Origin of the sequence: Xylanibacter ruminicola (assembly GCF_900142525.1) — a bacterium.
Lineage (GTDB): Bacteria > Bacteroidota > Bacteroidia > Bacteroidales > Bacteroidaceae > Prevotella > Prevotella ruminicola_A.
On the sequence record NZ_FRBD01000019.1, the window covers coordinates 1 to 22282 of the forward strand.

Genomic DNA, 22282 nt, shown 5'->3' on the forward strand with positions numbered 1-22282 from the left:
AAGTTGAATGGTTTTTAACTTAACCCTGCCATTGGTTGAATGCCTATTGGGTACCTAAATTCTTATCCCTGACAGAAGTTGAACAATTCTCTTTTAACCCTTGTTTTTGTTGAATAAGCTCCACGGAAAGCCGTTCAATCATATTCAGGGTTTGCGGTGCAAAGGTACATGCTCCTTCTTGAATTTCCAAATTTTCTAGATACTTTTCTCTAAAACTGATCCATTTTTTCTGTATTTTACCCATACAAGAGGCTGCCTGATGTGGAGTCATGTTGTTCAGCGACATGTGTGGACGTTCGTTATTGTAGAAGGTTATTGCTTTATCCAAAGCCCTGTACTTCCCTAAAATAAGTTGAATGATTTTTAACTTAACCCTGCCATAGGTTGAATGCCTATTGGGTACCTAAATTCTTATCCCTGACAGAAGTTGAACAATTCTCTTCTGACGGTGGTACAGTGGTACATTAGTTCATTTTGGAAAATGAAAAAATACATTAATATGGAACAGATAATTCAATTAAACAGTCAAGCAAGACTCTCCGAGCACTTTACGCTCGGGGAGATGACGAAGAGTAGTAGTCATCCTGATATTTATAATATCCCTAGCCATGAGGCGATTGCTAACCTGAAGCGGGTGTGCACGTGGTTGGAGGAATTGAGAAAGCGGTATAATGCGTTTATCCACCCCGCCCCTAACCCCGCCCCTCATATGGGCGGGGAATACACCATGCCAAGTACTAAAGCACGGTTACAACCGATTATAATAAACTCTGGCTATCGATCGCCGCAGTTGAATCGGGCGATAGGTGGGGTGGCTACGTCGAATCATCTTACTGGCTGCGCGGTGGATATCCGCGTAAGTGGACTAGAGCAGTTGATCGTTTACGCCTCGATACTGCTCGATATCAGCCGCGACTGGCAGCAGGATTTTGATGAACTGTTGATAGAACGCCGCTCGGCTTCGCCGCTTGGCTCGTCCAAGAATAAGCATGGCGCCATCTGGCTGCACTTTGCGGTGAGGGCAAAGGATAATAGGAGGAAGGTGTTATTCATAAACGCTTGATCAGACCACCCCTGGCCCCTCCTATCTTAGGAGGGGAAAACGGGTGGAATGCCCCTCCTACTCAGGAGGGAAAATCGGGTGGAATGGAGGGGAAATAATTACTTGTAATCGTTGAGCTTGTTGAGGCAGTATTGGCGGAAGTCGTTCCAATGATAGTAGGGGGCACACTCTGTAGGTAGGGGCAGGGTGGCCTCCTTCTCGTTGAGGAGTACTTTGAACAATACATCCTGATCCTTGGGGCTGCTGCGGTAGAAGATGAACTGCAGATTGGAACCCATGGGGAACACATCGCTACACCACCAGCCCTTGGCCTCGAGATCGTCGAGGTTGCTGGTAGAGAGGTCGAAACCGTTGACGCCTATCAGACATACCAGCGGCAGAAGCACCGTTTCGTGGCCGAAACGCAGTTGGGCGCCCGGACGGTCGAGGCGGATGCAGCTGTCGGCATCGGCTATCAGCTGGCGCAACAGGTAGCGCTGACTGTAAGGCTGGCGACCGCCGTTGAGCGTGCTGGCACCGTGCTGGATGTACCATAGGGCATTGTCAATCTGCCACATGCGGTAGAACTCGTCGGTATTAAAGAGCTTGATGAGGCGCGGGTTGCGGTTGTAGCTGATGTTGAACTGAAACAGGGCCATCTTCATGAGATAGTAGTTGAAAAACTCTTCATCGACAAACTCCTTGACGATGTCGGGGTTCTTGAATATCATCTCCATGAGGCGGCTGTTGCCCATGCGGGGCTTGGTATAGGCATCGTAGGCTTTCTTGGCCTCGGGCGTCATATAGCCACGGCGCAGCTGGCGGTCCTGATAGTTCATGTACCACTGGTTGCGCTTTGAGGCCTCCATGGTGATGTGGAGCGTGGGGCACTCCTGCAGCATCTTCATGGCGATGGAACCCATAGACTCGATGCAGCGGGGCACAATGGTGCTGACACACTTGACATGGGCGCCAGGGCAGAGTACCTCGGGGAAATTCCTGACCATGCGCTGGCCGATATTCTCGAGCTGGCGCTTGCCCGTGCCTGTGAGCTCGCCCCAACGATTCTCGGTGTCGTGCATGATGGAGTTCATCTCGTGAAGCACCTGCTGGCCTACGGTGGTAAGCTCGTCGAGGCTGTCGGCATGCTGCATCATGACGTATGGGGTTTCGTAGCCAGCACGGTTGCTGATGTAGCGCGAGCCGTGGCGACCGTAGTGCGAGATGTAGAACGGTTTCTTGCCGGCAGGGGCTGGCGTGAGAACGGTTGTGATGGAGTCGGGGTAGACGTGATAGTTGCACGAGGCGTAGGTGGGCGTCTTGGCGATGATGTCAGACACGGTCTGAGCCTCGAGGAGTGAGGAGTGAGGAGCGAGGAGTGAGATGACTAACCCCAAGATATATATTCTTCGCATGGCTTACTTCTTTTGGGTGAAATTGAAACGACGGTTCTCGTAGCGATAGAGCTTGCGCAGATAGTAGAGCTTGACATCCTGCCAATGGTAGTAGGGGGCGCAGTCGGTAGGGATGGGCAGTCGGGCCTCCTTGCCGTTGAGCAGTACCTTTACCAGCACATCGGGATCGTCGTGATCGGTGCGATAGTGAATCATCATGATGCTGCCACCCAGAGGCGCAATGCGGTAGTTGGCCCAGCCGTAATCCTCGAGCGAGTCGAGGTTGGCCGTGTGAAGACCGTAGCCATCGAGGTCCATGAGGCATGCCAGGCTCATGATGACGTTGGCATGGGTATAGCGCAGGTGCATCAGGGGGCTGTAGCGCTTCAGCACGCTGTCGCCCATGTGTATCATATTGCGCAGGGTGGCGCGCTGCAGGTAGGCCTGATAGCCGCCGTTGAGCTTGCATCCGCCGTAGTTGATGTAATGCCACGCATTCTGCTTGCGCCAGTGCTGGTGAATCTCCTCGGGGGTGAAAATGTCGTAGAGTGAGAACTGGCCTGCATAGGATGAATGCTGGACATTGCCCGCCAGGATGAAGAGCTGCTTGCACAGTGAGAAGGCGTCGATATTGTTCATGACGTAGTTCATGTCGTTGAACAGCGATGACATGAGGCGGTTATCGTTGGTGTTTAGATCGGTAAAGCGATCGTAGGCGATACGGGTGAGCGAGTCGACACGCTGGCTGGTTAACTCCTTGTCGACAGGATTCATGAACCTGAGCTCCTGCATAGATGCCTTGCTGCGCGCCACAATGGGCTGCTGCATGGCCGAAAGCTGAAGCAGACCTTCCTGCATAGTCATAATGCAGCGGTTTTCGACAATGCTGCGAACGCTGTAATATCCTTGAAGAGTTAACATGTCGGGGAAGCGCTCCATCATCTGTTTGACCAGGGTGCGACTCTGTTGGGCACCACGAACGGTAAGTTCGCCATCGCGATCTTTGGCATCCTGATACATTAATGTAATGCGGTGGAGAACCTCCTTACCCAACTTGGTAAGCTTACCCAGACTGTCGGCCTTGGTAAAGATGGCATAAGGTTCGGTGTAATACTCCTTCTTGTCGAGATAGTAAGGCCCCGGACAGCCATAGTGATTAATGTAGAATGGCTTTTTGCCCTTGGGCGCTGGCGTATCCTTGGGCGCCTTGCCTGTGTAGCGGGCATAGAACATGCCTGCAGCACGATTTATATCGGCCTTGATCTCTTTTTCAATCTGCAAGGCCTTATTACCCTGAGCCGTTACCCCAGAAAAAGCCGCAGAAGCAAGTACGATTGTAAGGAGTAGCTTCTTCATTACTTACGTGATAATAGTTGTAATTCGCTTGCAAAATTACAACTTTTTCTGAAAGAAAACAAGTTTTCTACTCAAAAAATTATGCTTTGTGGTTATAGAAACGGATGAGCATGGCCACGCCAATAATGGCAATGATAAACTCGATAGCAACGACAATAACGTAGTTCATAATGAAATATATTTAAATAATGAGTAATCTTGAAAAAGGGGGAGGCGTTGTCTTCGCGACAGACCGCCCCCAGGGAACTTATATAATAATACACGTATGCGCATAGTAAGCGCTGAGTCAGTATAACTCATAAAAACAAATAATACGTATCGCCAAGAATGCCCTTACATCGAGAGCAACCGGCATTTTTACCAATCGAAGGCTGGTCTTCAGACTTTCCTCCACTCCCAAGCGCCTTCTCACCCAAAAGGGGCAATGGCGTTGTTGCTTAGGAGCCATAATGGAGTTCACTGCTGCGGGACAGTCGGAGATTTACACTCACGTTCCCAATTAAGTGCGGTTAAGCACACCTCCATGGGCGACTCTTTTACAGAATCACGGTGCAAAGATACAAATAAAATCGAAAAAACGCACAATTAATGCAATTTTTTCGATTTTATGATAATTATTTCTTGATCTTATAGATGCGGAAGCTCTTGGCGGGCAGGTTGTCAGTAAGAACTGATGCCGACTTGCCAGCCTCTACCTGGCAGGTGCCTGGCTGTGGAACAATCTTCTCAGGATTGTCGAGCGTGTTCTCGTCGTCCATACCATCGTGGCACAGGGTGAGGGTGCTGGCTGTACGGGCGCCCTTCATGCCCTGAAGCTGCAGACTGATGGGCTGAGTCTGATCGCCAGTATTGACTACCTTGACGATAACCTCGCCTGTGCTCTGCTCGAATACGGCCGAGGCAAACAAACCATCCTGACCTTCCTGGCCAGCTACGGGTTTCTTGTTCATAGTCAATGAGAGCACATGCGAACCCTTGTTCGTGGCATAGAGCTGCTGAACATAGTAGCTGACTGACTTGAACATGCGCAGATTATCGTACCAGATGGCATCGGGGCGCCACTGCCAACCCTCGACGTGGGCGAACAGAGGAGCATAGGTGGCCATGTGGACGATGTCGGCATTACGCTCGATACCAGTCATGTGGGCTGCCTCTAATAAAGAGGTATAATAGTGATTCCACTTGTGCTTGTTGCTACCGTGGCAGGCATACTCGCCAGCAAATACCTTCGGGCCCTTGCGATCGTAAGAGTCGTAACGCAGACCGTGAGAGAGGAACCACTTCTCGTTGCGGTAGTAGTGCTCGTCGTAGAGGTCGACCTTGAGCTCCTTCATGCGTGGCTGCAGCAGGTCGAAGTCCCATCCCTCGGAGTTAGGACCAGTGGTGCCGATGAGTTTGATATTAGGATACTTTTTGCGGATGGCATCGCTGAACTTCTTGAGACGGGCGGTGAACACAGGGCCGAAACCACCATGAGCCTCGTCGTAGTCCCACTGCTCGTTACCAACACCCAGGAACTTGAGACCAAAAGGAGCGGGGTGGCCCATCTCAGCGCGTACCTTGCCCCACTTAGAATCGGCAGGGCCATTGGCAAACTCGATGAGGTCGAGTGCGTCCTGGATATATGGCTCAAGATCTTCGAGGGCTACATGAACGCCAGGCTTGGTGGGGTCGGGGTTCTGGAACTGGCATGAGAGTCCGCAAGAAATGACTGGCAGAGCCTCAGAGCCAAAGTCCTCGCAGAGCTGGAAGAACTCGAAGAAACCAAGTCCGTAGCTCTGGTAGTAATCGGGGAAGTAGCGGTTGGTGAAGGTGTAGTGCCAGCGGTTCTCGTTCAATGGGCGGTTCTCAACTGGGCCCACGGTGTTCTTCCACTGGTAGCGTGTGGCCAGGTCGACACCCTCGACGATACATCCGCCAGGGAAGCGGAATACGCCAGGATGCATATCGTTAAGTGCCTGTGCCAGGTCTTTACGCATGCCGTTCTCGCGGCCCTTCCATGTGTCGACGGGGAAGAGGCTGACGTGCTCCAGGTCGGTAGTAACCTTGCTGTCGCCCCAAACACGCAGGTGAGCCTTGGCAAAGGTGCGCTTTGGCTTGATGATGGCGGTGTACTTCTTCCACTCCTTGCCTGATACCTCGACGCCAGCGTTGCCCAGCTTCTGGTCATCGTCCATCGTAGCATTGTCTACGAGGTCGACCCACAGCTTGGCCTTACCGCCATCGGGAACGCGAGCCCATACTGAGAAACGGTACTCCTGACCACCCTTGACACCCATACCGAAGAATCCGTGATTCTCGATCATGGTGTGGCGATCGCTATGGTCGGCTGGCTCCAGACGAACATAGTGAGGGTTGCGCTCGAATGGACCATCGTTCATCAGCGTTACCTTGCCAGAGATGTCCCATCCGGTGAAAGCGTTGGGGAACTCGAACGAGCGGTTCTTGACCAGCTCGGCATAGAGTCCGCCATCGGCAGCGTAGTTGATATCCTCGAAGAAGATACCGTACATCGTAGGCTGTACGGGAGCCCCAAGTTTTTTGGTGTTCACGTCGAAAATGTGAGTCTGTGCCCCAGCAGTTAGGCTGGCGGCTAGCAGAAGCATAGTTGTTAAATTCTTCATATTTCGTTTCGTAATTAGTTGCTAGCGGCTACAAAAATACATAAAAATTCTGATTATGGTGTAGTTTATACAAAAAAATAACGTTTTAGTGCTCAAAAAGTTTGGAGTTTTCGAATAAAAATCTTAATTTTGCAGAGGATTTTCTAAAAACCAACAAAAGAGAGATGACCAACCATTGGACGAAATATATGATCGGTATGGCTGCACTGCTGGTAACACCCCAGATTGGGGCGCAGACTGATCATTGCAAAGATACGCTAGAGCACCGCAGATTGCGTTCGGCCATGTGGGGTACCTGTCAGCAGGATAACCCCAGTGTGGTGTATGCTGCCTGCTGGGCATATCAGGCTCATGCGATAGAAGATAAGGATAACGAGGCATACTACGATTCGTGGACGTGTGGTATTATGTTTAATCTGGACCGTATGAATATTCGTGATGCTTACCACATAGCTAACACGATGAAGGACGATCTGGTGAGACGTAAGAGCGAGGCCGCCGAAGAGCAGTTTCTGGCACCCAAGATGCTGGGGCACATTTATAATGCATGCGGAAACATACCTGGAGCCGTAGAGGAACTGAAGAAGGCCATTGAGCTGATAAAAGGTACGAAATACGAGCGCGATGGGCTGAGTTTTCTGTACCTGGCCATGGCGCATATCCAGCTGAATAACGACACGAAGGAAACCTTGAAGTGGCTTGAAGAAGACCTGAAGGAGCTGGAACGCCACAAAGACCAGAAGGAATACTGGCGCGGAATGGCTGACGCACTGGCCATGAAGGCTATCGTGAAGTTCAAGCAGAAAGACTACAAGGGATTCTTGGAGTATTACAGACAGTCGGAAGAGGCCGACAAACAGAATAAGAATCAGGTGGGAGACCTATTTCTTCCTTACGCGCGCATATATAAGACGTTGCTGGATGGTAACACCCAGAAGGCCTTGAGCGATGTGGCGAAACAGGCCAACATGAAAGAGCGCTACCTGTTGAGATGCGATATTTATCGCTATATAGGTGACAACGAGAAAGCCTTTATGACCCAGCGTGAGTTGATGCACAAGCGCGACTCGATAACAGGCGTGATGATAGCCGAAAACATACAGAAGCAGGAGGATGAGATGGTGCTGCTGCGCCAAGGACAAAAGACTTCGCGCGTCATGAACATCGTACTGGTGATAGCTATGGTGATGGCGCTGATGCTGATTATCGGACTGGCCATGACCATCTATGGCAAGCGCCGCTATCAGGACATGCTGGTAAAAAAGAACAGAGAACTGAAGTCGGCCTACAAGCAGGTGGCTGCTGCCGACGAGATGAAGACGGAGTTTATACGTAGCGTGAGTCATGAGATACGTACGCCTCTGAACATCATCAACGGATTTACGCAGGTGCTTACTGATGAAGGATCGGAATTTGAACCTTCAGAACGTAAGGGTATTGCTGATACAATAACCATTAACACGCGCCACATCACATCGCTGGTAAACAAGATGCTGGCACTGGCCAATGAGCATACCAAGGATCTGCTGAAAGATGTGGAGGCTACTGATGCCCTCGACATCTGCAGAAAAGCTATTGCCGCCATGCCACCTGTTGACGCATCGCGCGTGAAGATAGAACTGGATGACCAAACAGGTAATCACAACAAGATTCTGTCGACCAACAGCGACAGCCTGTTGCAGATGCTGGGTAACATACTGGAGAACTCCTGCAAGTTTACTGAACAGGGATACATCCGACTGACGCTGAAGAAGGATGATGACTTCTTCCACTTCACCATCGAGGATACTGGCTGTGGTATCCCAGAAAACAAAATCAGCACCATCTTTGACAGATTTGTGAAGGTTGACCAATTCAGAGAGGGACTGGGACTGGGACTGGCTTACTGCCACGAGACAGTAGAGAAACTGGGAGGTTCGCTGACTCTGGATAAAACATCGGAGAAGGGTACCACCTTTACACTTAGCTTGCCAATTAAACTTAAAACAACAGAATAATTATGATGAATCAAAAAACAGAACAGGGTAGCAAGGCCTACCTGATTTCAATCGTAATGGTCGCAGTACTTGGCGGCCTGCTGTTCGGATACGACACAGCTGTTATATCCGGAGCAGAAAAGGGACTACAGGCATTCTTTAAAACGGCGCAGGATTTTGATTACACCGATGGATGGCATGGCTTTACATCAGCTAGTGCACTGATAGGATGTATCATTGGTTCGGCCCTCTCAGGATTCCTGGCTACTAACCTCGGTCGTAAAAAGTCGTTGATCATTGCGGGATTGCTGTTCTTTATATCAGCACTGGGATCAATGGATCCTGAGTTCTTGTTCTTTGAGTATGGACAGCCCACTTATACACTAGCTCTGATGTTCAATTTCTATCGCGTGATTGGTGGTATTGGCGTAGGTTTGGCATCAGCTATCTGCCCCATGTATATTGGCGAGGTGGCACCATCTAACATACGTGGTATGCTGGTATCGTGGAACCAGTTTGCCATCATCTTCGGTCAGCTGGTGGTTTACTTCGTTAACTTCTTTATCCTGGGCGACCACATCCAGCCGCTGGTTGAGGATATTGGTAAGCAGATTGCTGAAATGACCCCCGCAGCCCAATGGACGGTGGAGACAGGCTGGCGATATATGTTTGGTAGTGAGGCTGTGCCAGCAGGACTGTTTGCACTGCTGATTTGCTTTGTGCCTGAGACACCACGTTACCTGGTTTCAATCGGACAGGATCAGAAGGCCGAGGGTATTCTGGCTAAGATCAACGGAACGCTGAAGGCTCAGCAGATTCTGCAGGATATCAAGGATACCATGGTGGTAAAGACCGAGAAGCTGATGACCTATGGTGCACTGTGTATCTTCGTAGGTATCATGCTGAGTGTATTCCAGCAGGCTGTAGGTATCAACGCTGTGCTGTACTACGCTCCACGTATCTTTGGCGATATGGGTATGGACGACCCAATGATGCTGACGGTGTTTATGGGTATCATCAATATCTCGTTCACACTTGTGGCAGTGTTTACTGTTGAGAAGCTGGGTCGCAAGCCCCTGCTGATCAGTGGTTCGCTGGGTATGGCTCTGGGTGCCTTTGGTGTAGCCGTTACCTTTGGACATGAGGGTATGGGGCTCTTCACTGCAGTATCGCTGTTGATCTACTCTGCATCGTTCATGTTCTCATGGGGACCTATCACATGGGTACTCATTGCAGAGATCTTCCCCAACACCATCCGTGGTGGTGCTGTGGCTATCGCTGTGGCATTCCAGTGGATTTCTAACTTCATTGTTTCAAGTTCGTTTGTGCCTATGTTCAACATGCATCTGACTGAGGGCGACGACTTTGGACACTGGTTTACCTACGGACTCTATGGCATCATCTGCGTGGTAGCTGCTATCTTTGTTTGGCGCCTTGTGCCTGAGACAAAGGGCAAGACTCTGGAGGATATGAGCAAGATGTGGCGAGACAGACTTGAGAAGTAAGATATTAATAATAAAAAGGTGAAACTATTATGAAAAAGATTCTAGTAGCAGAAGACAATGACAGCAACTACGTATTGATGACGTATCTGCTGAAGAAGGATTTTGAGTTTGAGCGTGCCAACAACGGACAGGTGGCTGTTGAAATGGTAGACACCAACTCTTACGATCTGGTACTGATGGACATCAAGATGCCAGTGATGGACGGACTTGAGGCTACAAAAAGGATTAAGGAGGCACATCCTGATCTGCCAGTTGTGGCACTCACAGCCAACGCATTCGACAGCGACCGTGCTGCAGCTGAAAAGGCTGGATGCGTAGGGTTCCTTTCGAAGCCCGTAAACCGCGACGAATGCATCAGTCTGCTCAAGAAGATTCTTGGGGAATAATCATGAAAAAGAAATTGGCTTGGGTCTGTGACGACTCAAGCCAACTCCAAATCGAATGCCTGCTGTAGTTTAGCTACGGCAGGATTTTTTTCTGCCATCTGTTCGTATTGCTCTTTGCGAGTAAGAATCTTTACTTTCTCCTTTTGTTCAGCAACGCGTACACTTAACTTTAGTTGATTGTTGCGAAGATATATCTGCAGAGTCTTAGAAATGCTGCCCTGAATATCCTCAATTTCCTGCTTGATGAGTTCGTTGTCAACAACCACTTCGACAGCAGGAAAATCAACAATCAGAGGGTTCATATTCTTCATTCGGGTGGCTATACCGCTATACTTCTGGGGCATACGGTTGCACATAGACATCCATTGGAACTCTAAATCTGTCTGCGTGAACTGGGCATTGGTTTCTTTCTCCTGTCCAGTAGGTAGGTTTATTGAGCCTGGGATAATCTGCATGCCACCCTTGGTGGTTTTCTCGCCCTTGTTGCGCAGCTTGTTCCAAGAGAATCCGATGCCATCAAGGGAGATGTTGGGTTTGCTAGCGGTGCTAGCCTTACTTGTATAACTAGCCGTACTAGTTTGGCTAGTATTACTAGGGCTGCTAGCTGCGCTAGCGCTGGGCGAATCGCCCAGCTGGCTAGATGATACAGCTGGTGCAGCCGCGGCTACCTGTGGGGCCGTGGTCTTCTTGGGCTGACTCTGCTGTATCAGGGTCCTAAACAGGGATTTCAATCTTCTGGGCTTACGCCCCGCGCTGGCACCATCTTCAGCGGGCTGGGTAATCTGGGCTACCTCGATAAGAGTAAGCTCTACCAGCAATCGCTTGTTGCTTGACTGGCGATAGTTGATGTCGCACTGGTTCATCAGTTTCAACGCATCGTAGAGGAATGGTATCTGGCAGCGCTTGGCCTGCTCCTGATAGCGCTCACGCATCTGGTCGCTCACCTCAAGCAGAGGCAGTGTCTGTGGGTCGCGAGCCATCAGTACATTACGCACATGCTTGGCCAAACCCTGAATCAGCAATCCGCCATCAAAGCCCTTGTTGATAACCGAGTTGAGCAGTATCATAATGTCGCTCACCTTATTCTCTAAAGAGAAGTCGATAATCTTGAAGTAGTTCTCGCTGTCGAGTACGTTCAGATCTTCAATCACCTTCTCGTAAGTGATATTGCCCTGACAGAATGAGGCTGCCTGGTCGAATATCGAAAGGGCATCGCGCATACCTCCATCAGCTTTTTCGGCTATGACTGCCAGCGCCTGCTCCTCGTAGGTGATGCCTTCCTGCTGGGCCACATGCTTCAGGTGGTCGACAGTGTTGCGTATGGTCATACGCTCAAAGTCGTATATCTGGCAACGACTCAAGATAGTTGGCAGAATCTTATGCTTCTCGGTAGTGGCCAGAATGAATATCACATGTGCGGGTGGCTCCTCAAGTGTCTTCAGAAATGCGTTGAACGCAGCTGTTGACAGCATGTGAACCTCGTCGATGATAAACACCTTGTACTTGCCAAGCTGCGGTGGAATGCGGGTTTGCTCCATCAACGTCTTGATGTGTTCTACTGAGTTGTTTGATGCAGCATCGAGCTCGAAGATGTTAAGTGATCGCTGCTCGTTGAACGACTGGCACGACTCACATTCATTACAAGCCTCACCCTCGGCAGTAGGGTTCTGGCAGTTAATGGCCTTGGCAAATATGCGGGCACAGGTAGTCTTACCTACACCTCGTGGTCCGCAAAACAAGTAGGCATGAGCCAGCTTGCCGCTTTTTACAGCATTCTTCAGCGTAGTGGTCAGTGCAGCCTGCCCCACCACCGTGTCGAAACTTAACGGACGGTATTTTCTGGCCGAAACGATATATTCCATATTGCTAATTATTGATTTTGTGGTGCAAAGATACAAAATAATTAATAATAAAGAATGAATAATGAAGAGAATTTTGTAACTTTGCAGCCAAATTAATTAATTTATGAAAGTTTTGACGAGTATAAAGGCTTACGTTCTGCGCATGTGGCGTTCGGTATATTTTAAATATGCCGTTGTGTGCATCCTTGGCGTACTGCTGGTGGGATTTCTCGACGACAATAGTTTGTGGAATCACTTCAAGAATATCCAGCGTATAGAGGAACTCGAGCGTGAAAAAGGCGAATATAATGCCGATTTTCAGCGCGACCAGGCTCAGATAAAGGAACTGCAGAAGAATCCGAAGGCCATGGAGAAGATTGCTCGTGAACGTTATTACATGAAGGCCGACGATGAGGACATATTTGTTCTTAGCGACGACGAACGTGATGCAAAACCACTTGAAACAAATGAGAGAGTTGAATAAAATACAAACCGCCATATTCCTGCTTGGTGGTATATTGATGGCAGTTGGTGCAGGTACCACACTCTTGGGATGGGGTAGTGCCCCCTATATTTATGCCTTAGGTGCTCTGGGCTTTGCCTCGATGCAGATGTATCAGCGTTATGAGGGTAATAATTTTACAATCCGCCGTTTGCGTCGCATGATGGTACTTAGCGATGTGCTTTTTCTGCTTGCTGCCTTGCTTATGTTTGCCAACATGAGCAATGTGTTGGGCTTAAACTATATTACTTATATAGAATATGTGTATAATAAGTGGGTCATTGTGCTGCTCATTGCAGCCTTGCTCCAACTCTATTCTATGCACAGAATTGGTAATGAACTTGAAAAAGAGGCAAAAAAATAATTAAAAGATTGCGCATTTGTTTTAAAATGCGCAAAATTATTTTCATACCTCAATATATAGTTGTAATTTCGCGGCCGAAAACAATATGTTATGAAGAAGATATTCTACGCATTACTAACAGCAGTTACGTTCGTATCGTGTGCTGAGTCATATACCATCCAGGGGTCAACATCTGTGTCTGCCCTTGATGGAAGCAAACTATACCTGAAAACAATGGTTAACGACGAGCTTAAGAACCTTGACTCGTGCGACGTAGTACATGGGAAATTCAAATTTACAGGTCTGCTTGATACCATCAAGCTGGCTAATCTTTATATGGATGATGAACCTCTGATGATGCCCGTGGTAGTTGAGGCAGGCAATATCGAGATACACATCGACAATACCAGCAGAACTGTTACAGGTTCGCCTCTCAACGAGAAACTCTATGAGTTTATGAAGCGTCACGATCAGCTGAATAACGAGCTCAATGAACTGTCGCATAAACAGAGTCAGATGCTGTTAGAAGGTGTTGAGGAAGAGCTTATCAATCGCAAACTCGCTGCAGAGGCTAATCGCATCGCTATGCAGGAAGACTCGTTGGTAACCAACTTTATCGTAGATAACTTTGATAATGTGTTGGGACCAGGCGTGTTTATGATGGTTACTGGCAGTTATCAGTATCCTATCCTTACACCTCAGATTGAGGACATTATGAGTAAGGCAACCAAGAAATTCAAGGCTGATCCTTATGTTAAGCAGTACTACCAGATTGCTAACGAGATTCAGGCTCGCCAGAACGGACTTGTAGATGACACCAGAGATGAAACTCCTGATTCAACACGGAACGCTCGTTAACGAGAACAACATATTCGACGGTTCTATTATCGTCGAAGATTCTAAGATAACTAAGATTGTAGAAGGAAACACCATCCCGAACGCATCATTCGATGAAGTAATCGATGCTTCGGGATGTTTCGTACTACCAGGTTTGATTGATGATCATGTGCACTTTCGTGAGCCAGGACTCACAGAGAAGGCTGATATAGATAGTGAGAGTAGGGCTGCTGCAGCTGGAGGCGTAACCACTTATTTCGATATGCCAAACACCAATCCGCAGACAACTACCCTCGAGGCGCTTGAAGAAAAGTTTGCACTGGCAGCACAGAAAAGCCATGTGAACTATAGTTTCTTTTTTGGTGCCACAAATAATAACGTTGAACTTTTTTCAAAGCTCGATCCCCATCGTATTCCAGGCATCAAGCTTTTTATGGGTAGTTCTACTGGCAATATGCTGGTTGATCGTCGTGAGGCATTAGATAAGATATTCGCTACAGCTATCATGCCCATCATGGTGCATTGTGAGGATACTGAGATTATCAATCGCAATATGGCTGAGGCAAAGCGATTGTATGGTGATGATCCTAAGGTGACTCATCATCCTGAGATACGAAGCGTTGAGGCATGCTATCAGAGTACCAAGCTCGCAGTAGAGCTGGCTATCAAGCACAATGCTCGCCTTCATATCGCCCACCTTACAACTGCTAAGGAATTGGAATTATTACCCCCAACCCCGCTCTGCTCTGCTGCTTTGCAAGGCAAAGAACACTCACCAGCCATCACCGCTGAGGTTACTCCGAGCCACCTTTACTTTTGCGATCGCGATTACAATGCGCTTGGTACACGTATCAAGTGCAATCCTGCCATCAAGACTGCTGCTGATCGTAATGCCTTGCGCCAAGCTCTGGCAGACGGACGTATTGCTGTTGTTGGTACAGACCACGCACCTCACCTTCTCAGTCAGAAGGAGGGCGGATGCAGCAAAGCCGCCAGCGGTATGCCTATGATACAGTTCTCGCTGGTAACCATGCTTGAACTTGTGGATAAGGGTGTGCTCACACTCGAACGCCTTGTAGAAGTGATGTGTCATAATCCAGCAGAGTTGTTCCAGGTGCGTAATCGTGGCTATCTGCGTGAGGGTTATCAGGCCGACATCGTACTGGTTCGTCCCAATACTGGTTGGACAGTTACCAAGGATGTTATACAGAGTAAGTGTGGATGGAGCCCCATGGAGAATCATATGTATCTGTGGCGTGTGGAGCGTACCATCTGTAATGGTCATACTGTATACTGCGATGGTAAGGTGGACACGGACTATATTGGTCAGCCTGTAGAATTCTTCGACAGGCGAAACGACAAAGTCGAGTGCAGATGAAAATCACCTATAGCATTTCTGAGCTCGCTCCCTATATCAATTGGGTTTACTACTTCTATGCATGGCAAGTGAAGGACGAAGTAGAGAAGCAGCGCATGCAGCGCGAGGCACTGGTCAAGCTGCAGGAACTAGAAAATAAATACCAAGTACATGCGGTTTTTGAGCTCTTCGATGCGCGTAGTGAAGACGATGATATTGTGATTTATCGCAGTATGATGTGCCAGGAGTGTGGCGTTAAGCATCCTGTGCGTGTGGCCAGTATTCCCTGTCTGCGCCAGCAACAAGGCAATCCTCCGTACCTCTGTCTCGCAGATTTTATTCGCCCACTAAACATATCTTGTTCCTCGTTCCTCGTTCCTCGTTCCTCGGAAAGTACCTCTAAATTAGGTCTATTTGCGACGACGGTTGACATTGGTCTTGAGACTGATTTTGACGATGACGTATATCAGAAGATGATGGTGCAGTTGCTGGCTGATCGCCTTGCTGAGGCTGCAGCAGAATTGTTGCATCTGCAAGTACGTAAGGAGTACTGGGGATATGCTAAGGACGAGAATTTATCTATCCCAGATTTGTTGATAGAGCGTTTTCAAGGTATTCGTCCAGCTGTTGGATATCCTTCGTTACCAGATACCAGTCTGAATTTTGTGCTCGACGATATTCTGGATATGAAACAGATAGGTATCCGACTCACTGAGAGTGGTGCCATGAAACCTCATGCCAGTGTTTCGGGCATGATGATTGCTAATCCCAAAGCTAAATATTTCTCAATCGGCAAGATTGGTGAAGATCAATTACAGGATTATGCCCGCAGGCGCGGAATACCTTCGGAGGTACTCCGTAAATGGTTAGAGGTTGGAGCGTAGTTCTATTGTCACGATTTCTGCAGTAGATCCAAAGCGCCAAGGAATCAGTGCGCCAGCACCTGAGGTAACGTAGAGCGATTGGGCGCCTTCCTCGTACCATCCGTACCACTCTTTACCCAGTAGTGCTATAGGATTCCATCCAAAGAAGCTGAACTGCATGGCATGCGTGTGTCCGCTCAATGTCAGTTCGGCTCTTCCGTCAGGTATAATCTTTTCGCGCCATGCTATTGGGTTGTGTGCCAGCATAATGGTAAACCCTTTCACCCCGTTCAGTGTCTTATTGATGTCGCCAAACTTAGGGAAGACCTTTCCGTCGCCATCGTTCTCCATGCCTGCTATGGTGATATGCTCATTACCTCTGCTGATGGTGCAATGTTCGTTCAGCAATACATGCCATCCAAAGCTTCTTTCCAGTGCTATGGTCTCCTTGCATTGCTTTACCTCGCGGTCGTCAGTTGGGTGCATGTATTTGTCATAGTCGTGGTTGCCCAGCACGCTGTACACACCATCTTTGGCCTTCAAACTGCTCAATAGATCCTTGTGGTCATACAGATCCTTAGGTCTTACGTTCTGCAGGTCGCCAGTAAACACAATCAAGTCGGGCTTTTGTGCGTTAATGCTGTCAACCAGTCGTTTCAGAATCCATTGTCTGTCGCCCTTCATCGTGCCCACATGTAAGTCGGAGAATTGTATTATCTTGTATCCTGCGAACGCATGGGGGACGTTGGGCGATGTGTAGCAGTGTTTCCAGCCTGTATCTAATTTGTAAAACCCTACAAGCGTTCCATATAGCACCGCATACCATATAAATAGTGTTGCCAGCCAACCTACCAGGTTACCGTAGTTTTTGGGTTTGCTGTGCTTGTTTCTTTTAAGCAGTCTCACCAGTCTGCTTATGCCCAGTCCTGCTATCGAGCATAGCATATACACCATCTTGGGCACCGAAATCAGTCCCAACATCAGCAGATAAGAAAATATCAGTGTGGTGTCTTCGGGTATGAATTCTTGCTCGTAGGTAAATTTAAGTGTCAGGGCTATGAGCACTATGGTTGGTATCCAGTAGATCAGGCGCTTTGTGCCTGAGTACCTGTGTCGCCAATAGTGCAGATCAAAGTACAAATCGGGTACAATGATCAACAGAAGAAACAGATATGGCGCACGGGCTATCATTGATCAGGATTCTCTACAAATCCCTGATATTTGGGGTCAAGACTCGACATGACTGAGTCGTATGCCTGACGCAATGTGGCATCTATGTTCTCTTGACCTTGCCCCACGGGATATATTGGTTGGTGAATGGTGAGTGTCATTGGGTGCCAATTCACAAAGTTGAAGCCCTTCATGCGTGGCAGAATGTCGAACGAACCATTAATTGTTAGTGGAACTACAGGAAGCTGAAGTTCGTCGGCCAGCGCAAAAGCACCTTTCTTAAAATGGGCCATGTGGCCTGTAAACGAGCGTGCTCCTTCAGGGAATACTGTTACACTGTAACCCTCCTTCAGAATCTCGCGAGCGTCATCGTAGGTCTTACGTATTTTGCTTGGTCCGCGCTTATCTACAAAAATCTGGTGACTCTTAGCACAGGCATATCCCAAGAATGGAACCTTGCGCAACTGCTGTTTCATCATCCACTTGAAGTTGCGATTCAAATGTCCGTAAATCAAGAAGATGTCGAACGAGCCCTGATGATTTGCCACAAACACGTAGCTCTGATCTTTCTCCAGATTCTCGCGTCCCTCAACCTTTACTGGTATCAGGAACATTTTCAGAATGATTTTTCCCCACATGTGGCCTGGCCAGTATCCCCAGAAGTGACCATTGCCAAGTGTTGTTCCTAGCCCAACTTCGATTGCTGTGATCATAGTCATCAGCACAATTCCAGGCAAGCAGACAATAAATTGGTAGATTCTATATAGCAAGGTAATCATAATTATCAATTGTCAATTATCAATTATCAATTGGTTTGGGGTATTTGCGTGTCCAACCATCCCAACGTAGCTTCATCACTCCGAAAAATGCTTCACCAAAGATGCCGCCTGACATCTTGCTCACGCCTTCTCTGCGATTAACAAAGATAACTGATACTTCTTTTATTTTAAAACCTATCTTATAGGCAGTATACTTCATCTCAATCTGGAATGCGTATCCCTTAAAGCGTATCTTGTCAAGCTCTATGGTCTGCAGCACACGACGCTTGTAGCATTTGAATCCGGCTGTGGTGTCATGAACATTGAATCCAGTAACCATTCGCACGTATTTCGATGCGAAGTAGCTCATTAGCACACGTCCAATAGGCCAGTTCACCACGTTTACACCAGAAACGTAGCGACTACCAATGGCAACGTCGTAACCCTCATCGTGGCATGCAGCATAAAGGCGAGGCAGGTCGTTGGGATCATGACTAAAGTCTGCATCCATCTCGAATATGTAATCATACTGGTGCTCCAGAGCCCACTTGAATCCTGCGATGTAGGCTGTGCCCAGTCCCAGTTTGCCGCTGCGCTCTACAATAAACAGGCGACCATCAAACTCAGTTGCCATCAGTCCGCGTACGATGGCAGCGGTGCCGTCGGGCGATCCGTCGTCGATAACCAGAATATGGAAACTTTTCTCCAGGGCGAATATCGCACGTATTATTTTCTCGATATTCTCCTTTTCGTTATAGGTGGGAATTATAACAATACTATCACTCTGATACATCTTATTTTCATTAAAACGCTGCAAAGATACTGAATTTTTGGCACTAACCGCACTATTTACGGATTTTTTTGTAATTTTGCAGTCTAAACGCAATGAAGTTAGAAGATTTAGAAAAAGTTTATGCCAAGTTGCCTCAGGTGTCAGCTTTGGCTCATGAGATGGGAAATCCCTCTGTTCGCAGGGTCTTCCTCGAAGGTTTATTGGGGTCTAGTGCCCCTATGTTGTTTGGTAGTCTGGCTGCCAAGTGTTTCGCTCCTTTCCTGTTTATTCTTCAGGATGCAGAAGAGGCTGGCTATTTCTATCACGACCTTACTCAGCTTTTAGGTCAGCGACGAGTGCTCTTTTTCCCGAGTAGCTATCGCCGTGCCATCAAGTATGGTCAGCTTGATCCTGCCTCACAGATTCTTCGCACAGAGGTGATGACACAATTGTCGGTAGCCAATTGTATATCATACATTGTTACCTATCCAGAGGCTTTGGCAGAGATGGTGGTACCCAAGCAGACTCTCTCATCGCGTACGCTAGTCGTCGAGCGTGGTCAGCAGGTGGCTGTAGGCGATATTGTTCGTCAGTTGCGTGAGTTGGGATTCTCTGAGGTTGATTATGTCTATGAACCTGGACAGTTTGCTTTGCGTGGTTCCATCCTCGATGTCTATTCATACAGTTGTGAGTATCCTTATCGTATAGATTTTTTTGGCGACGATGTTGATTCAGTCCGCACTTTTCAGGTTGAGGATCAGCTCTCGCTAGATACTCGGGATAGGGTAGAGATAGTGCCCGAACTTGAAGCTAGCGAAGCAGCACAGGAACCTTTTCTCTCGCTACTGCCCGACAATACCATTATTGCTACTAAAGATTACCTTTTTGTTCGTGATGCTATCGATGCCTGCTTCCAAGAGGGAATGCAACTTGTATCCGGGCCGCAGTTTCTGTCGCAGGCCGAAGGTTTCCGTCGCATAGAGTTTGGACATAGGGCTTCAGTGCCTGATTGTAGCATTATCCGTTTTAATATTACGATACAGCCACTTTTCCACAAAAATTTCGAACTACTGTTTCAGGCGTTTGATAACTACTTACAGCAGGGCTATCAGCTCTATATACTTGCTGACAGCCCCAAGCAAAACGAACGTCTAAAGGATATTTTTGCTCAGCGTGCTGAGACTGAAGGTGAACAGAGCACCATTCGTTTTACACCTGTTGATAAAACGCTACATGAGGGTTTTATCGATGATGATCTTAAGGCATGTTTCTTTACCGATCATCAGATATTCGATCGCTTCCATAAGTACAATCTCAAGAGCGACAAGGCCCGTAGTGGAAAGATGGCTCTTACGCTTAAGGAGATACAACAGTTTGAAATTGGCGACTTTGTGGTTCATGTGGATCATGGTGTGGGTAAGTTTGGTGGCCTGGTACGTATGCCTCAGGGCAATGGTTATCAGGAGATGATTAAGCTTATCTATCAAAAAGGTGATGCCATCTATGTTTCCATTCACTCGCTCTATAAAGTAGCAAAATACAAGGGACAAGATAATGGCGAAGCACCACGTCTGTCGAGTCTTGGTACAGGTCAGTGGGAGCGCCTCAAGGAGCGAACTAAGGCGCACATCAAGGAGATAGCTCGCGACCTCATTAAACTATATGCTAAGCGTCGTCGCGAAAAAGGTTTCGCTTTCAGTCGCGACTCATATATGCAACACGAACTTGAGGCCTCGTTCCTTTATGAGGATACCCCCGACCAGTTGAAAGCCACTCAAGATGTCAAGGCTGATATGGAGCGTGCTCGTCCTATGGACCGTCTGGTTTGTGGCGATGTGGGCTTTGGTAAGACCGAGGTGGCCGTGCGTGCTGCGTTCAAGGCTGCTGTCGATGGCAAACAGGTTGCTGTACTAGTGCCCACTACTGTATTGGCCTATCAGCACTTCCGTACCTTCTCAGGTCGACTCAAGGATATGCCCGTACGAGTTGATTACCTTACCCGTGCCCGTACCCAGAAGGATACCACTCAAATACAGAAAGACTTGGCCGATGGTAAAATTGATATCATCATTGGTACCCATCGTCTTATCTCCAAGTCGATAAAGTTTAAGGATCTTGGTCTGCTCATCATCGACGAGGAACAGAAGTTCGGTGTCTCTACCAAGGAGAAACTCCGTCAGATGAAAACCTCTGTCGACACGCTTACCATGTCGGCTACACCTATTCCTCGTACCCTCCAGTTCTCGCTGGTTGGAGCGCGCGATTTGAGTGTGATACAAACGCCACCACCTAATCGCTATCCTATACAAACAGAGATACACACCTTTAGTCCGGAGATTATTTCAGAAGCTGTGAACTATGAAATGAGCCGTAACGGACAGGTGTACTTTGTGAATAATCGTATAGCCGATTTGGAGCATATCGCGGAAATAATACAGAAGTATGTGCCTGATGCACGTATCTGTATCGGACATGGACAGATGAAGCCCGAACAGTTGGAAAAGATTATCCTTGACTTTTCTAATTATGACTACGATGTGCTGCTCTCAACCACTATTGTTGAGAACGGTATCGATATCCCAAATGCCAACACCATTATTATTAATGGGGCTCATAACTTCGGACTCTCCGATCTCCATCAGATGCGTGGTCGCGTGGGACGTGGCAACCGCAAGGCTTTTTGTTATCTCCTGGCACCACCGCTCTCTGCACTCAATCCTGAGAGTCGTCGCCGCTTAGAGGCTCTTGAGAATTTCTCCGATCTTGGCTCTGGTATCAATATCGCCATGCAGGATCTTGATATCCGTGGTGCTGGTAATCTGCTGGGCTCTGAACAGAGTGGTTTCATTGCCGATTTGGGTTACGAAACCTACCAGAAGATTCTTAATCAAGCGATGGCCGAACTGAAAAATGAAGAGCCAGAGTTTGCAGCTGCCGAATCGGCAGCTAGTGGCTCTAGTGATTCTGGCAAGGCTAGTCATGCTAGTGATACAAGTTCTATCGCTTGGGTCGACGACTGTGCTCTTGACTCCGATATCGAGATGTACTTCCCTGATCAGTATGTGCCTAGCGACTCGGAGCGTATGCTGCTTTATCGAGAACTTGATAATTTGGCTAATAGTACTCAGCTGGAGCTTCAGTTAGATGCCTATCGCAAGCGTTTGGTCGACCGTTTTGGTGCCATACCTGCTGTGAGCGAGGAACTTATCTTGGTGGTACCGCTTCGTGTAGCTGGTAAACAGTTGGGTATCGAGAAGATTATGCTCAAGCAACAGAAGATGTTTTTCTACTTCGTCTCGCGCGACGATAGTCCTTACTTCCAGAGCGATGCCTTTGGCCGTATACTCCATTATGTATCCAATAACCCTCGCCAATGCAACTTCCGTGAGGGTAGTGGCAAGCGTTCTGTGGTTATCTCTGATGTACCAACCGTCGCTTCTGCTCTGACAATCTGTCGGCAAATTCTGTCATTATGACGTGGCTTTTACCTCGGCACCTATTTTGCCTTTAGCATGATGAACGCGGTTATTAAGTACCAAAGTTCACAACATGTTTA

General features: G+C 48.1%; 18 protein-coding genes and 1 riboswitch. Of the genes, 10 read left to right on the forward strand and 8 right to left on the reverse strand.

Annotated features, from left to right (window positions below):
• Positions 1–43 precede the first annotated feature (43 nt).
• Positions 44–328, reverse strand: coding sequence for a transposase (locus tag BUB86_RS12385; RefSeq protein WP_139261603.1), 285 nt, complete (start codon positions 326–328; stop codon positions 44–46).
• Positions 329–499: 171 nt separating this feature from the next.
• On the opposite strand from BUB86_RS12385, the gene BUB86_RS18310 reads away from it, so the two are divergent.
• Positions 500–1063, forward strand: a complete 564-nt coding sequence (locus BUB86_RS18310; protein ID WP_073210177.1) for a D-Ala-D-Ala carboxypeptidase family metallohydrolase — start codon at positions 500–502, stop codon at positions 1061–1063.
• A 98-nt stretch (positions 1064–1161) separates the two neighbouring features.
• Here BUB86_RS18310 and BUB86_RS12395 read toward each other — a convergent pair whose 3' ends face one another.
• The 3 genes from BUB86_RS12395 to BUB86_RS12405 all read right to left on the reverse strand — a co-directional run bounded on the left by BUB86_RS12395 (position 1162) and on the right by BUB86_RS12405 (position 6416).
• Entirely contained in the window at positions 1162–2457 is a 1296-nt protein-coding gene (locus BUB86_RS12395; protein ID WP_073209991.1) for a histidine-type phosphatase, read from the reverse strand.
• A gap of 3 nt (positions 2458–2460) precedes the next feature.
• A complete protein-coding gene (locus BUB86_RS12400) occupies positions 2461–3792 on the reverse strand; it encodes a hypothetical protein (RefSeq protein ID WP_073209993.1) in 1332 nt (443 codons plus the stop codon).
• Between the two features lie 351 nt (positions 3793–4143).
• A riboswitch (cobalamin riboswitch) is annotated at positions 4144–4330 on the reverse strand.
• A gap of 76 nt (positions 4331–4406) precedes the next feature.
• On the reverse strand, positions 4407–6416 hold the full coding sequence (locus BUB86_RS12405) for an alpha-L-arabinofuranosidase C-terminal domain-containing protein (RefSeq protein WP_073209995.1): 2010 nt from the start codon (positions 6414–6416) through the stop codon (positions 4407–4409).
• Between the two features lie 164 nt (positions 6417–6580).
• Here BUB86_RS12405 and BUB86_RS12410 point away from each other — a divergent pair, with 164 nt between their 5' ends.
• Genes BUB86_RS12410 through BUB86_RS12420 form a run of 3 tightly spaced genes read left to right on the forward strand, consistent with a single transcriptional unit; the run spans position 6581 to position 10283 of the window.
• Complete coding sequence (locus BUB86_RS12410) at positions 6581–8413, forward strand: sensor histidine kinase (protein ID WP_073209997.1); 1833 nt, start codon at positions 6581–6583, stop codon at positions 8411–8413.
• 5 nt (positions 8414–8418) lie between these two features.
• Positions 8419–9897, forward strand: coding sequence for a D-xylose transporter XylE (xylE, locus tag BUB86_RS12415; RefSeq protein ID WP_073210179.1), 1479 nt, complete (start codon positions 8419–8421; stop codon positions 9895–9897).
• Between the two features lie 29 nt (positions 9898–9926).
• Positions 9927–10283 (forward strand): response regulator, encoded by a 357-nt coding sequence (locus tag BUB86_RS12420; RefSeq protein ID WP_073209999.1) that lies wholly within the window; start codon positions 9927–9929, stop codon positions 10281–10283.
• A gap of 35 nt (positions 10284–10318) precedes the next feature.
• Here BUB86_RS12420 and BUB86_RS12425 read toward each other — a convergent pair whose 3' ends face one another.
• Positions 10319–12145, reverse strand: a complete 1827-nt coding sequence (locus BUB86_RS12425; RefSeq protein WP_073210001.1) for a DNA polymerase III subunit gamma/tau — start codon at positions 12143–12145, stop codon at positions 10319–10321.
• 103 nt (positions 12146–12248) lie between these two features.
• Here BUB86_RS12425 and BUB86_RS12430 point away from each other — a divergent pair, with 103 nt between their 5' ends.
• From BUB86_RS12430 to BUB86_RS12450, 5 genes are all read left to right on the forward strand, one after another.
• Positions 12249–12608 carry an FtsB family cell division protein gene (locus BUB86_RS12430; RefSeq protein ID WP_081373235.1) on the forward strand — a complete coding sequence of 120 codons (360 nt, stop codon included), beginning with the start codon at positions 12249–12251 and terminating at the stop codon, positions 12606–12608.
• Positions 12592–12990, forward strand: coding sequence for a hypothetical protein (locus BUB86_RS12435; RefSeq protein ID WP_073210003.1), 399 nt, complete (start codon positions 12592–12594; stop codon positions 12988–12990). The genes BUB86_RS12430 and BUB86_RS12435 overlap by 17 nt, the downstream gene beginning before the upstream one ends.
• A gap of 90 nt (positions 12991–13080) precedes the next feature.
• On the forward strand, positions 13081–13827 hold the full coding sequence (locus BUB86_RS12440; protein WP_073210005.1) for a DUF4369 domain-containing protein: 747 nt from the start codon (positions 13081–13083) through the stop codon (positions 13825–13827).
• The gene (locus BUB86_RS12445; protein ID WP_073210183.1) at positions 13793–15184 is read left to right on the forward strand and encodes a dihydroorotase; all 1392 of its coding nucleotides are present in this window, start codon (positions 13793–13795) and stop codon (positions 15182–15184) included. Before BUB86_RS12440 ends, BUB86_RS12445 begins: the two co-directional genes overlap by 35 nt.
• Complete coding sequence (locus BUB86_RS12450; protein ID WP_073210008.1) at positions 15181–16047, forward strand: vitamin B12 dependent-methionine synthase activation domain-containing protein; 867 nt, start codon at positions 15181–15183, stop codon at positions 16045–16047. The genes BUB86_RS12445 and BUB86_RS12450 overlap by 4 nt, the downstream gene beginning before the upstream one ends.
• On the opposite strand, the gene BUB86_RS12455 is transcribed toward BUB86_RS12450, so the two are convergent.
• The 3 genes from BUB86_RS12455 to BUB86_RS12465 are packed head-to-tail and all read right to left on the reverse strand — an operon-like array spanning position 16030 to position 18747.
• A complete protein-coding gene (locus tag BUB86_RS12455) occupies positions 16030–17217 on the reverse strand; it encodes a metallophosphoesterase (RefSeq protein ID WP_073210010.1) in 1188 nt (395 codons plus the stop codon). The two genes, BUB86_RS12450 and BUB86_RS12455, sit on opposite strands and share 18 nt — an antisense overlap.
• Positions 17214–17972 (reverse strand): lysophospholipid acyltransferase family protein, encoded by a 759-nt coding sequence (locus BUB86_RS12460; protein ID WP_139261614.1) that lies wholly within the window; start codon positions 17970–17972, stop codon positions 17214–17216. The genes BUB86_RS12455 and BUB86_RS12460 overlap by 4 nt, the downstream gene beginning before the upstream one ends.
• A 22-nt stretch (positions 17973–17994) precedes the next feature.
• Positions 17995–18747, reverse strand: a complete 753-nt coding sequence (locus BUB86_RS12465) for a polyprenol monophosphomannose synthase (RefSeq protein WP_073210015.1) — start codon at positions 18745–18747, stop codon at positions 17995–17997.
• A gap of 92 nt (positions 18748–18839) precedes the next feature.
• Here BUB86_RS12465 and mfd point away from each other — a divergent pair, with 92 nt between their 5' ends.
• Positions 18840–22202, forward strand: coding sequence for a transcription-repair coupling factor (gene mfd, locus BUB86_RS12470; RefSeq protein ID WP_073210016.1), 3363 nt, complete (start codon positions 18840–18842; stop codon positions 22200–22202).
• Positions 22203–22282 lie beyond the last annotated feature (80 nt).